We start from the raw sequence: 12,579 nt of genomic DNA on the forward strand, positions 1-12,579 counted from the left end.
CATTATTCACGAGGTCTCGTCACGAGGGCGGCGAGGTGTGGTACCCAGTGGGGTTTGCGACCCAAGGGGCGCGGAAGCGTACTCGACAGTACGTTGAGCACCCCGAGGCGAGCAAACGCCGCTGGGTATCGTATATCGCCGGCCGCAGTAGAGACTTCATGAATAATGCAGGCTAAAAATTGAACGACAGACCGCCGGCCGCTTGTGCACCGGAGAGATCGATGGTGCCGAACCCCGCGAAATCCTTGTTCAGCTCATCGTCCGCCCATCGGTAACGACCCTCGAAGAAGAAGCTCCAGCGATGCGATAAACGGATGTCCACCCCGGCGAGAGCAAAGAGTTCCCAGGTGTTGCCGTCGGCCAGGTATGAGGCGTAGATCACCGGCAATTCCGGGTCCCCGAAATCGATAAACGAGCCCTCCTCGCGGAGCTCCCACCACAGGAGCCCGCCGCCGCCGCCGAGGTAGGGCCGTAAGGAACCACGCCCAAAGCGAACGATGTAGGCAGCGGTGAGGTCAACGAGGTCGAGTGTGGTCGCGTGGCCGATATCTCTGCCGTCGGCGTCGGTCCAGTCCAGGTAGGACTGGGTGGTGCGGCCGTCATAGCCGCTGACGCCGAAGAGGAGTCCGGCGTTGCGCGATGTGAACCAGAGGTAGTCGGCTCCGAACACCAGATCTTCGAAATCCGACGCCGAGCCGGTGAATACATCGAAGCTCTCGTCCCAGTATTGTGAGTCGCCTTCCGGTTCGAAAATTCCCAGATAGAAGCGCCAGGAGCCGAAATCGCCCGGCTGCCAGTTTCCCTGCGCTTCGACGCCTGCCGCCCACAGGCTGGCGAGGGCTATGGTGAACACGACGACGAGATTTTTCTTTTGGAGCATCTGACCTCCCTCTGTCCGAAAATTCTCTCGTTTCGGACACTGTACCCTGACTTGTAGCAACTTCGATGCCATCCAAAGAACGTCCGATTCAAGGAGAGGAACGAAAGCGCCGTCCTCAAGTTGTCCGGATCGGGTCTCGGAGTGTACTCGGGAGGAGACACATCTGGTTGAATTCGGAATGAGGAATGAGGAATTCCGCCCGCCCACGCCTGGCAGGGGAGCATGGGAGACCGGTTCCCTGTCACGTTCTCCCTTTTCCCCCCTGCACCGTTTCCCGGTAGCATGGCGGTCGGAGGTCCCATGATCACCCGTATGATCCACGGTGAGATCCACGAATTGCGGCTGGCCCGACCCCCGGTCAACGCCCTTTCCCCCGATCTCCTGCAGATGCTCGCGGCCGAAGTGCGGTGCTCTCCGGACCGGGGTGCGCGCGCACTGGTCCTCTCCGGCGGCGAAGGGATCTTTTCCGGCGGGCTCGACGTACCGGTACTGATGGAGCTCGACCGGGATGGTTTCGCGCGTGCCCTGGAGCATTTCTTCGACGCCATCGAAGCTTTGGTGGCATCGGCGATCCCGGTGGCGGCGGCAATCACCGGGCACAGTCCCGCGGGGGGTGCGGTTCTCGCCCTGAGCTGCGATTGGAGGGTGATGGCGGAGGGCGGTTTCACCATCGGTCTCAACGAGGTGAGGATCGGCATCCCGGTCCCGGAGCTGGTGGCGGATCTGGCAATCCGCGTGGCGGGTGCTCGTGTCGGTGAGAGGCTGTGTGTTTCAGGCCAGCTGTTGAGCCCGGATGAGGCACTCGAGGTTGGGTTCGTGGATGCGCTCGCGCCTGCCGGAGAGGTGGTAGCGGCTGCGGGTCAATGGTGTGAGCAGATCATCGAAGTACCGGAGCACGCCTTGGCGGCAACCAGGTCGGTTGTGCGCCGCGATCTAATCGAGAAGATCCGCAGGCATCGAGTGGACGACGCCCGCTACCTGACCGACATGTGGTTTCAGCCCGAGCTCAGAGGCGCGATGCAGAAGCTTGTAGCGCAACTCAAAAAAGGCATGAGTGCGAAGGCCGAAAACTCCGTTGACGGATGAATAAGGAGAAGAGGGTCGGATGGGCGGAGGACTCGCGTCGTCACCACGATCTCCTTTTCCCCTTGGCCCCTCGGGCGGTTGGGCTGAATTCAATACTCCCGACCCCTTTCCCCGGCTACCGTGAATTGTTCGACTCGGATACAATGACCGCGCCTTTCGCCTAGCCCGCATTATTCATGAGGATTCGTGGCGAAAGGCGGGAGGCGCAAGCATGGCGGCGGTCTCGAAAGATGACCGAGCGGAGGCGTACTCGCCGTACGTCGAGCGAGGGAATCGAGAAAGCGCCGCCGCGCGCGGTGAATCGCGCCTTGCATCAGAAGCGTCATGAATGATGCGGGCTGGGAGGACCAGCGTGAAGATTCCGTCGCTCGTCTTGAAGCAGCTCTACACTCACGGCAGTCTCGAGAACACGCCGGAGGGCGTGGTTTTCGGCCTCAAGAATCGACTCAGTGACGCGGTCGTGACCGCGATTGAAGAAGTTGCGGTTGATGGTGCGTCGGTACCGCTCGACTCCCTGCAGTTCACTCTCGGCGACTCGATCATCTCGCCTTCGGAGGTGACCGTAGACAACCCGATCGACTTTCCTCTCGCCAAGATCATGGCTGTCGGATGGAAAGGAAAGACCCTGGAGGTCGGTAAACACAAAGTCGCCATCCGCTTCAACTCGACACCGTTCGGCAGGCTCGCGTTTTCGGTCGAGGATTCGATCCGGGAGAAGAAAGAAGAACGGATCAAGGTGCCGTACGACCGCGAGGACGACTACAGCAGCGAGATCATCGAGCGGCGACAGGGTTTTGCCCGGTCCCTCTCCGGGGTGAACCTCGAGCACGTCTCGAAGTACTCCTTCGACCCGGGTGTCACCCGCGGCAACGTCGAGAGCTTCCTCGGCGTCGCCCAGGTGCCGATTGGCCTGGCGGGTCCCATCAAGGTCAACGGGGAGCACGCGCAGGGTGAGTTCCTGGTTCCGCTGGCCACGACCGAGGGGACGCTGGTGGCGTCGTATAACCGGGGCATCAAGGTCATCAACCTGTCGGGCGGTGTGACCTGTACGGTGTCGGACGATCGTATGCAACGTGCGCCGGTTTTCGTGTTTTCATCGGCTCGGGAGGCGCGGGAGTTTCGCACCTGGGTCCACGACCATATGGACGAGATCGCCCGTGTGGCCGAAGCGACCTCGAGTGTTGCCAAGCTCCTGGACATCGACATTTTCCTCGCCAGCCGTTTTGCCTATCTCCGTTTCAACTACTCGACCGGGGATGCGGCGGGCCAGAACATGGTCGGCCGAGCGACCTTCGCCGCCTGCTCGTGGATGCTGGATACGCTGGACAACGTAGAGCGCTTCTACCTCGAATCGAACCTTGCGACTGACAAAAAACACTCGCAGATCAACATCATGCGTACGCGGGGCAAACGTGTCATCGCCGAAGCCGTGGTCAGCCGCGACGTGCTCGTGCAGCACATGCGGGTGGAGCCGGAAAGCCTTCAGTACCATTCACAGATCTCGAACGTCGGCTCGTTTCTCTCGGGCGCCAACAACAACGGCGCTCACTCGCCGAACGGAATCACGGCAATGTTCATCGCGACGGGGCAGGACGTCGCGAACGTCGCCGAGTCATCCTCGGGCATTCTGTATACGGAACTCAGACCGGACGGCGATCTCTACATGTCTCTCACCATCCCGTCGCTGATCGTTGCGACGTTCGGCGGTGGCACCGGCCTTCCCACCCAACGCGAGTGCCTCGAATTGATGGACTGTGTCGGTAAGGGCAAGGTCAACAAGCTGGCGGAGATCATTGCCGGAGTTGCTTTGGCGGGAGAGATCTCGCTCGGCTCGGCCATTTCCTCGCTCGACTGGGTGTCGAGCCACGAGAAATACGGCCGCAATCGGTGATGGAATCTCCGGAGCTTCGATGACCGAGGACGCGCCGCTGCAGAAACCCCCTCCCAGAGAGGCGAGATCGCAGAAGACGAGACGCCGCACGAGACGTCGCGCCTACGTCAACATTCCGGGTCTCGCAAGGCGGGGCAGGTCCACTCTGCGGCAGGTGATCGCCCTCCTTTTCGGCGGGTTTGTGTCTTCGGTGGAGGTCAGCCGGAGACGTGGAGGGCGCGGAATCCTGTTCCGGCTGAGGGCCATGGCTGCGTGGGTGGTTCGCCTCTTCCTGAACAAGGAAATCGCCAGTCAGCCGTTTCCGGTTCAGCTCCGCATGCGGCTCGAGATCCTCGGCCCGACCTACGTCAAGCTGGGTCAGATCCTGAGCCTTCGCCAGGACGTCCTCCCTGATATCGTCACCTCGGAGCTGCGGAATCTGCTCTCGGACCTCCCCCCGGTTTCTTACGAGGAGATACGCACAGTAGTCGAATCCGACCTCGGCCGGCCCGTCGAGGAGATCTTCGCCGAGGTGGACCCGGTGCCTCTCGGCTCGGCTTCGATCGCCCAGAGCCATTGGGCGCGCCTGGCAAGTGGTGATCAAGTCATCCTCAAGGTCGTCAAGCCAAATATCCGTGATCTCCTGTATCGCGATGCAACCCTTTTGCGGACCACCGCACGGTTCCTGCAGCTGATCATTCCGCGTTACCAGCCGCGGCGTATTATCGATGAGTTCTGCGATTACACCCTGCGCGAGGTCGAGATGAAGCTCGAGGCGGAAAACGCCGAGACCTTCGCCGATAACTTCTCGGACATGCCGGATGTGGTGTTTCCCCGGATTCACCATGAGTTCTCGGCCAACAACGTCTTGTGCATGGAGTACCTCGCGGGTGACCGCCCAGATGCCGGTTCTGTCACATCCTTGCCGCTCGCCGACCGCCAGCGGTTGATCGACCTCGGCGCCGAGGCGATCATCCGGATGCTCTACCAGGACGGTTTTTTCCACGCCGACCTACACCCAGCCAATTTGCTGGTGCTTCCGGACGTCAAGGTCGGATTCCTCGACCTCGGTATGGTCGGGCATCTCGATCCGGAATTGCGCCACAGCTTGCTCGAGCTGTTCTACGCGATGGTGATGGAGGACTTCGAGGGTGCTGCGCGGCACCTCGCCGCGGTTTCACAGACCGAGTCGCGGTCGGACGTTCCAGGCTTCCGGCGGGCGGTCAAGGAGGTCGCACGAAGGTGGCGCCGGCAGCCGCGCTTCGAGGACTTTTCGCTCGCACTCCTGATCCTCGAGTGCATCCAGCTCGGTGCCCGATATCACCTCTACTTCCCGGTCGAGATGGTACTGATGGTCAAGGCTCTGGTGACCTATGAGGGCGTGGGCTACATGCTCGACCCAGATTTCAGCGTGGCCGAGGTCTCGGAACACCATATCCGGCACATCTTTCGCCAGGAGTACTCGCCGGCGAAATTGGTCAGAGAGGGCCTTCGGGTCGCCCCGGAAATCTTTGACGCAGCCCTCAAGCTGCCACTGCTTGTATCCGAAGGGCTCTCCACGATGGAGGAGCGTACCCGGAGAAGGCCGCAGCGTCCTCTGACCGGCGTGCGGGCGACCCTGTTCGGTGGCGCATGCATGATTGCGGGCGCGATTCTGATCGGGCTTGATGGCCCCTTGATTCTGGCGGTCCTCCTGTTCACGGCTGGCGTGCTGCTCCCGCTGCGCCGAGGCGAGTAGTAGCAATTCAGCAAGCTGGTCGCCGACCAGCTTGCTGAATTGCGGTGCCTTGTTTCCGCCACAATCTGCCCCGAGATTGCCTCATTCCGACATCAGGAGCAGCGATTTCAGAGCCATAAAGGATATGACCGGAGGAACCAACCTGCGAGGGCGGAAGATGGAACAGACCAAGCATCGATCGAACGAAACTCCGAACCACGTTCTGTTCCCGATGGCTGTCGGGGCCCTCTTTATAATGATGCTGGTTGCCGGCGCTTTTCTCGGTTAACCCACATTTTTCTGGAGTCTTCTGCTGCGGTCCGCGATGCACCTCATGTGGCAGTGCTTTCTCGATTCGCTCGCTCGACGTACCACAAGTACGCCTCCGCTCCCTCATCTTTCGAGAGCGCCGCCACCTGTCGGGCCTCGCGTCCCTCGCGACGAATCCTCAGAAAAATGCGGGTTCACCTCGAATTGTGAAAACTCAACTCTCGAAATCGATGACGTATTCCCCGCCGAGAATGAGATCGACCTTCGGTCCGCCTTCGCGCTCGAGAACCACCCTCGCAGCCTCGACTCTTGGCTGGATCTCCGCCAGGTACACGTGATCCTGGTGCATCACCGCCTCCGGCCGAGAGAATGACTCCGGACCGACCTGGCCGCCGAAATGCTCGCTGCGACCGAAGGCGAGGTGAAGGCCGAGCTTCTCGTCCAGGAGAACCTCGCCGATCGGCTCGATACCGAAATCCGCGAGGACGCCGAGCCCGAGCTCCGCGAGGTTGCCCCGGGCAGGTTCGGCGGAAAGCCGGAGCGCTTCGGCCTCCGACAGCGGGCCGGTGCTCGAAATCCGCTGCGCACGGTTGTCATCGATCTCGAACACGACCACCTCGTCACCAAACTGCACAGGCATCGAGCCGGCACTCGATGTCGGCTCACCATCGAGTTCTCCTTCGTAGGGCACGATATACGCTTCACCGGAGGGGAGGTTGCCGGCAGTTCCGGGTTCGGTCAGCAGGCCTCCCGAGGCGTGAGCCGTTCGATGGCGGAGATCGAGGTGCAGCTGGTGCTCGGTCGCACCGTCAACGACAAACAGGAAATCCGCTCCAATGCAATCGTCGAGGAGTTCTTTGAGCAGCCAGACCCGGCGGTTGATCTCCGTGTAGTCGAGGCGGAGGGCGGGTACCATGGCGGATGAAAAACCGGGCATGGTGGCGCCGCGAAAACCCAGACGGGGGGCCATCATCTTGAGCGGAGCAGTAGTGGAAAATTCGGTCGGTGCAATCACCAGCGAGTGGTTGGAGAGGACGCTCTCCATCGGCTCCGCGAGCTGACCGAAAGCATCTTCGACGTGATCCGGGATCGTGTCGTCCGGCCACCGCCAGGCCATCACCGGAAGATCGGCGTTGTTCGAGTGAACGTTCGGGTAGAGGAAGAGAGAGACATCGAGACCGTGGTCGGCGCGCACAGCGACAAGCTCCTGAACCCAGTCAGCGGCGAGAGCTCGCCGCTCGCGCCAGCGGTCGTTGTCCTGTACCTCGTCGTCCGGAAGATCGACGATCACTGCCAGTGCCGTGTCTTCCGGGCGAGGCTCGAAGACGCGTTGGACGAGCGCGGTCAGCTCCTCGCCAGTAAGCCGGTCATGTTTCATCGTGATCCCTCTCCCGTTCTTCGTACCCGCATGCTACCTCGCGCGTCAATTTTCAGTTGTCGGTTTTTCGTTCTCAATTCCGAATTCCGAAATTCGAATTCCGATTTCAATCAACGATTTCCACCCTCACCTCGTCATACCAGTCGAGCGAGCCCGGCAGTCCTACCGTGATGATGTCCGAATGACGCCTTCGGATCGGGTTGAAGGGCATTGCCCGCACGGACCGGATGAGGCCGCCATCCCTCCATCCTGAAATCTCGAACATGAGGTCTGCGGGTTCGAGATCTCGGTTGCAGCCGTTTTTGGCGCGGATTTCCGTCAAAACCTGGGCGGATGGAGTGAACACCTGGGTTGTGGTCCATCTGAAGGAGACGCATTCCGAAACTCTTGGCGTCGGCGTCGGTTGCCGGCGCACCGGGTCCGGAATCGTGGGCCACGGAGTTGGCGTGTCCTTCGGACTCGAGACTTCGACCCAATCCGAGCCGAACTCTTGAACCGCGGAAATCGTGGCGGTCGGGGTTGGCGTGACAGTCGGTGGAGGTGTGGGAGACGCAGGTGTCGACGGTGCCGGTGTGACCTCCGATTCTGGTGGCGAGCGAAATACGACCAGGAGCACCAGCAGTACGACGACCGTGACTGCGGCGATGATGGCCGGTGAGGGAGCGCCCGTGCCGCGGCGAGCACTCGAATATCTGAATCCCCTCGACGGCTCGTCCATGGCCTTTTTATATCAGGGCAACAGAGGAAGTCGCACGAGTTTTCGTCAGGCTTTGACGCCTTGTGTCGGCGCCGCTATTCTGAATCGGCTCATGCGGTGGGTCGTCTTCAATCAGAAGGGCGGTGTCGGGAAGTCGACAATCGTCTGCAACCTGGCGGCAGTCGCCGCCCGCGAAGGCCGCCGAACGTTGGTCGTCGACCTGGATCCGCAGGCGAACGCCAGCCACTACCTTCTTGGTGCCGATGTCGAGGCGGCCGACCCGAATCTCGCACAGTTTTTCGAGCAGACGCTCGGCTTCAAAATCTTTCGCAACACTGGCAAGGATTTCATCCACCACACACGGTTCGACAACCTTCATATCATGCCGGCTGACGCCGCGCTCGGAGAGCTGCAGCCGAAGCTCGAGGCGAAATACAAGATCAACAAGCTGCGCGAGGCGTTGAACGAGGTCGACGGCTACGACCAGGTCTTTCTCGACACCCCCCCGGCGTTCAACATCTACACTCTTTCAGCGCTGATCGCCGCTGAGCGCTGTCTCATACCCTTCGACTGCGACGACTTTTCGCGTCGTGCTCTTTACGATCTGATCGAGAGCGTCGGCGAGGTGCGCGAGGACCACAACCCGGAACTCGAGGTCGGGGGGATCGTCGTCAATCAATTCCAGGTTCGTGCCCGATTGCCTCGAATGCTGGTCGAACAGCTCAAGGGAGAGGGATTGCCGATCCTCGAGCCGTTCATCTCCGCATCGGTCAAAGTCCGGGAGTCTCACAGTGCCGCCAAGCCTCTTCCGTACCTGGCGCGGTCGCACAAGTTGACCGGCCAGTTCGAGGATCTCTACAAGGCGATTCAGGGTCTCTGATCCTTCGACTCGCCGTCAGGCAACGAGTCAGGCTTCAGAGCGAAGAGTCGAGCATTGATCCCCGACCGACTCCCGAATCCTACGGGAGGGAGGGTGGCAACTCGAAACTCATAACTCTCAACTCTCAACTCACTCAGTTGACCGGGTAGTAGACCTCGGTCTTCAGCTCCGCCTCGGGCGTGTTCCCCGGGTCGCTGACAAAGACCTCCCAGGAGCGGCCGTTGGGCTCGAGACCATGCGCCGCGATGAACGCACCGACGATCTCGTGGGTCTTCTGCAGGTCTGTGTAGGGTCCGACATGTACCGTGCGAACCACCCGGCCACCGTAGGTCTCGCCCATGCGGACCGGCGAGTCGGGACCGACGCCACGGGAGGGAACACCGCTGACAGGAATCCCGGCGTCGAAACCCCAGCCACGCTCGTCCCAGTAGTTGGTGATCGCCAGTGGCTGGCCATCGATCTGCAGACCGTTGGCTGAAATGAAGACCGCCACTCGCCCGTAGGCGGCCTCGAGGGCCGCACCGATGTCGTCGGGATCACTCCCGGCGCTGCCGGAGAAATAGACGATGGTTTGCGATGGAACCTCGGTGATACCGATCTCCAGATTTGACCAGTCGACCTTGGGGAGCTGTTCGGCGATCCGCTTGAGGTTCGTCAGGCCCTGGGCGTACATCGGGCCCAGCTGGCGATCCAGCAGCAAGCCCCAGTATCGTCCGACGAGATTGAACCCGAAGTCGGTGTCGAATGTCCAGGTGAGATGGGTGCCGCTGCCTTCAGGCTCGAGGGAGTAGGTTGCCCGGGCGTCGCCCTGGTCTCCGAAATCGAGCTCGACATCGACCCGTTCATACGGCGTACTGGCGACGATGGTCTGGCTCCCGAGCATGGGCTCGGGTTCGCTCGCTGTCCAGCTCATCTTCGCGCCGACTCCGAAGTCCGGTCCCTCGTACTCGTACTCGGCATCGGGCATCACGGCGACCCACGGCGACCATTCATTGAATTTCTCGAAACCGTTGACCTGAGAAAAGACAACGCTGGGCGGCGAATCGATAAATATGGAACGCTCGACGTGGCGTTCACGCGGCAGCAGGAACCCAACTACCACAAGAACGACGGCGAGCGCAACGACCGCGAAGAATATCCTCTTGAGCACTTTCATCACCAACTCCCCCCAACTGCCATATGACCGTTGCGGCAGACCGCGTCCGACACTTCGTTGCGTGTGATCCGGGGGAAGAATAGCACGGGAAATGCCCGGATCTGCATCGGATTGGCGGCGCGAAATCAGGGTCGAGAGTGATCCCGGGCACGAAACGGTCTCGGCCAGTCCCATACGATGAGGGGGAGCAAGGGGCGGCGCCCCGGGGAGGATCATGATGTTCAAAAAGGAAGAAAACGAGGATTCTTCGACACAGTCGCGGCCGCCTCAAAGCGGTTTCGGCAAGGCGACCTCCGCAGCAAAAGGCGGTAGCGGCAACGCGGTCATCGGCCCCTCGATCACCGTCAAGGGAGATGTGACGGGCGACGAGGACCTGGTGATCCAGGGGCGGGTGGAAGGCGCGGTAAGTCTTGCCAAGCACAACCTGACCATCGGCCCCGACGGCCACCTCAAAGCGGACGTCGACGCCCGGACGGTGATTGTGGAAGGAGAGGTCGAGGGCGACATCCGAGGCCAGGAGCAGATCGTTCTCCGCCACACGGCGCGAGTCGAGGGCAGCATTGCCGCACCACGCGTGACACTCGAGGACGGCGCGGTGTTCCGCGGTGGAATCGAGATGGGCTCCGGCGGTGGAGACGGCAAGCCTGCGGCCCCGAAGAAGGCCGAAACCACCTCGAAGGTCGACGATGATACGAAGGGTCGTCCCGCCCACGGCGCGGGAGCCGACAAGGAGACGGGCGCGCGCCTCCCGGCCTGAATAGCCAGTGAAAGCTCTTTGGAGCTCTCGGGAAGAGGCTGAGAGCGTCGAGGAGATCGCGCCCGGAGAAGATCAGGAACCACAACGCCAGGTTCATAGCGCGCCGGGTTTCGGGGTGGCCATAGGGTCGCTGGATACAGGTTCCCGATGCAAGGTGCTCGATCTCGGGAGTGCGTTCCCAGAGAACGTCGAGTTTTTGGCTGACTTTGCCTCGTATGTCCAGATCATCGACTGGTGCGGCGGGGGTTCTTCGAATCACGAGATCGAGGCGAGCGGATTCGAGCGGCTGAACACAGTTCAGACCCTTCTTGCAGAACACCGAAAGAGCTTCGGCCTGGTACTGCTCTGGGACCTTCTCAATTACCTCCCGAACGATCGCGCCAGGCGGACCATCAGATCGATAGCCGAGTTATGTCTTCCCGGGGCTCGCATCCATGCAATCGTCTACGCAGCCGAAACCATGCCTGAGCTGCCCAACTGGTACCGAGTCGTTGCGGCTGACAAGCTCGCGTACGAGCCACAGACATGGGAGTTGAGGGGAGCTCCCAGACTGCCGCCCGCGGCGGTCGAGAAACTCCTGGAAGGATTCGAGGTCGAGCACTCATTCGTGCTTCAGCACGGGGTGCACGAGTTCGTGGCGATTCGCCAGAGATGGTAGGAGCACTTTGGAATCAGGAATTAGGAATTAGGAATTAGGAATTGGGAATCAGGAATTAGGAATTAAGAAGTCGGCATTCGGAATTTCCACCCGCCCCCCAGAGTCCGGGAGGGTGGTCGGGAATTGAGAATTCAGAATTCTTGGCCGACCGCTTCGGTGAGAAATCGCACGAGCGGTGCTGCGGCCGCGAAAGAAACCGCAACGAGATCGATGAACCCGGCCGAACAAGCCGTTCGCTGGCTGAACTCCTCGATTGATATGAAATCCTTCCGTTTCAGCTCGTCAATCATCGGATGTCCGGGATCGAAGCCGCGGGGTGCACGCTTGAGGCTGTCACCGACAAGTCGGTGTCGCTTCGAGAACGTCCCGTCTTCAAGGACGGCCATCCACTCGTCCGGTTTTTCGGCGATGGCTGTTCGGATGCTCGCGAGAGCTTCTCGGCCGGGGTGCCATGAGCCGGCGCCGACGAAGACATTGCCTGGCTCCAGGTGGAGGTAGAACGCTGGCGCGTGTGCGTCGCGTCCGGCGCGGTGGCGAAACTGCGCGGATGCGTGGGTCTTGTAGGGGCTCTTGTCCTTTGCGAATCGGACATCCCGATAGATGCGGAACATCGACCCGCCGGACGGCCGGGGGTCGGCAACGAACTCGCCGCTGATCTCCTGCAGCGGATCCGCGATGTCGGAGATGAAACGAAGTAGCGGTTCCTGGACCACTGAACGATACCGCTCCTTGTTGGATTGGAACCACTCCCGCGTGTTGTTCTCCTTGAGCTCCTCGAGGAATTCGAAAAACTCCCTGTCGAAATGCTTTTTCCCGGCCACCAATTCCTCCTCTGCAGGGAATTCCTGCCCTGCTGGCTTCGGATAACAACCTGATTGGATCTCCGCTTCCGAAATGGCATGATGACGGGCTCGTCCGACGAGCCCAGTCAGAATGTCATCCCGAGCGAGCGAAGCGAGTCGAGGGATCTGTGGGTCTTCGGCAACGAACTCCAAGGCCCAATTCCATAGATTTCTCCGCTCGCTCACTTCGTTCGCTCGGTCGAAATGACACAAGGAGAATGAGCTCCGTCTGCTCGGTCGGTATGACAGAAGAAAAAGGGAATCCGTTCGCTCGGTCGGAATGACAAGATGACGGGCTCGTCCGACGAGCCCAGTCAGAATGTCATCCTGAGCGAAGCGTCCCGAAGGGACGCGGAGTCGAAGGATCTATGGGGCGGGCTGGGCTGAA

General features: G+C 60.9%; 11 protein-coding genes. 6 read left to right on the forward strand and 5 right to left on the reverse strand.

The window, feature by feature from the left end; genetic code table 11:
• Positions 1-172: 172 nt before the first annotated feature.
• Complete coding sequence (locus tag LJE93_07750; GenBank protein MCG6948789.1) at positions 173-880, reverse strand: hypothetical protein; 708 nt, start codon at positions 878-880, stop codon at positions 173-175.
• A gap of 300 nt (positions 881-1,180) precedes the next feature.
• Here LJE93_07750 and LJE93_07755 point away from each other — a divergent pair, with 300 nt between their 5' ends.
• From LJE93_07755 to LJE93_07765, 3 genes are all read left to right on the forward strand, one after another.
• Positions 1,181-1,966, forward strand: coding sequence for an enoyl-CoA hydratase/isomerase family protein (locus LJE93_07755; protein MCG6948790.1), 786 nt, complete (start codon positions 1,181-1,183; stop codon positions 1,964-1,966).
• Between the two features lie 352 nt (positions 1,967-2,318).
• The gene (locus LJE93_07760; GenBank protein MCG6948791.1) at positions 2,319-3,857 is read left to right on the forward strand and encodes a hydroxymethylglutaryl-CoA reductase; all 1,539 of its coding nucleotides are present in this window, start codon (positions 2,319-2,321) and stop codon (positions 3,855-3,857) included.
• A gap of 19 nt (positions 3,858-3,876) precedes the next feature.
• Positions 3,877-5,574, forward strand: a complete 1,698-nt coding sequence (locus LJE93_07765) for an AarF/ABC1/UbiB kinase family protein (protein MCG6948792.1) — start codon at positions 3,877-3,879, stop codon at positions 5,572-5,574.
• Between the two features lie 463 nt (positions 5,575-6,037).
• Here LJE93_07765 and LJE93_07770 read toward each other — a convergent pair whose 3' ends face one another.
• Positions 6,038-7,201, reverse strand: a complete 1,164-nt coding sequence (locus LJE93_07770; GenBank protein ID MCG6948793.1) for a hypothetical protein — start codon at positions 7,199-7,201, stop codon at positions 6,038-6,040.
• A 106-nt stretch (positions 7,202-7,307) separates the two neighbouring features.
• Entirely contained in the window at positions 7,308-7,919 is a 612-nt protein-coding gene (locus tag LJE93_07775) for a hypothetical protein (GenBank protein MCG6948794.1), read from the reverse strand.
• Between the two features lie 91 nt (positions 7,920-8,010).
• Here LJE93_07775 and LJE93_07780 point away from each other — a divergent pair, with 91 nt between their 5' ends.
• Complete coding sequence (locus tag LJE93_07780) at positions 8,011-8,778, forward strand: ParA family protein (protein MCG6948795.1); 768 nt, start codon at positions 8,011-8,013, stop codon at positions 8,776-8,778.
• 133 nt (positions 8,779-8,911) lie between these two features.
• Here LJE93_07780 and LJE93_07785 read toward each other — a convergent pair whose 3' ends face one another.
• Entirely contained in the window at positions 8,912-9,934 is a 1,023-nt protein-coding gene (locus LJE93_07785; protein MCG6948796.1) for an SRPBCC family protein, read from the reverse strand.
• 214 nt (positions 9,935-10,148) lie between these two features.
• Here LJE93_07785 and LJE93_07790 point away from each other — a divergent pair, with 214 nt between their 5' ends.
• On the forward strand, positions 10,149-10,691 hold the full coding sequence (locus LJE93_07790; protein MCG6948797.1) for a polymer-forming cytoskeletal protein: 543 nt from the start codon (positions 10,149-10,151) through the stop codon (positions 10,689-10,691).
• A gap of 7 nt (positions 10,692-10,698) precedes the next feature.
• Positions 10,699-11,349: a hypothetical protein gene (locus LJE93_07795; protein MCG6948798.1), complete on the forward strand. Its 651-nt coding sequence runs from the start codon at positions 10,699-10,701 to the stop codon at positions 11,347-11,349.
• A 131-nt stretch (positions 11,350-11,480) separates the two neighbouring features.
• On the opposite strand, the gene LJE93_07800 is transcribed toward LJE93_07795, so the two are convergent.
• A complete protein-coding gene (locus tag LJE93_07800) occupies positions 11,481-12,170 on the reverse strand; it encodes a DUF2461 domain-containing protein (GenBank protein ID MCG6948799.1) in 690 nt (229 codons plus the stop codon).
• Between the last annotated feature and the right edge of the window lie 409 nt (positions 12,171-12,579).

The organism is Acidobacteriota bacterium (assembly GCA_022340665.1).
Lineage (GTDB): Bacteria > Acidobacteriota > Thermoanaerobaculia > Thermoanaerobaculales > Sulfomarinibacteraceae > Sulfomarinibacter.

Excerpts from the sequence above, each read along its gene's own strand:
- LJE93_07755 (MCG6948790.1), top strand. The coding sequence starts at position 1,181 with ATGATCACCCGTATGATCCACGGTGAGATCCACGAATTGCGGCTGGCC.
- LJE93_07785 (MCG6948796.1), bottom strand. The coding sequence starts at position 9,934 with ATGAAAGTGCTCAAGAGGATATTCTTCGCGGTCGTTGCGCTCGCCGTC.
- LJE93_07790 (MCG6948797.1), top strand. The coding sequence starts at position 10,149 with ATGATGTTCAAAAAGGAAGAAAACGAGGATTCTTCGACACAGTCGCGG.
- LJE93_07780 (MCG6948795.1), top strand. The coding sequence starts at position 8,011 with ATGCGGTGGGTCGTCTTCAATCAGAAGGGCGGTGTCGGGAAGTCGACA.
- LJE93_07750 (MCG6948789.1), bottom strand. The coding sequence starts at position 880 with ATGCTCCAAAAGAAAAATCTCGTCGTCGTGTTCACCATAGCCCTCGCC.
- LJE93_07765 (MCG6948792.1), top strand. The coding sequence starts at position 3,877 with ATGACCGAGGACGCGCCGCTGCAGAAACCCCCTCCCAGAGAGGCGAGA.
- LJE93_07770 (MCG6948793.1), bottom strand. The coding sequence starts at position 7,201 with ATGAAACATGACCGGCTTACTGGCGAGGAGCTGACCGCGCTCGTCCAA.
- LJE93_07775 (MCG6948794.1), bottom strand. The coding sequence starts at position 7,919 with ATGGACGAGCCGTCGAGGGGATTCAGATATTCGAGTGCTCGCCGCGGC.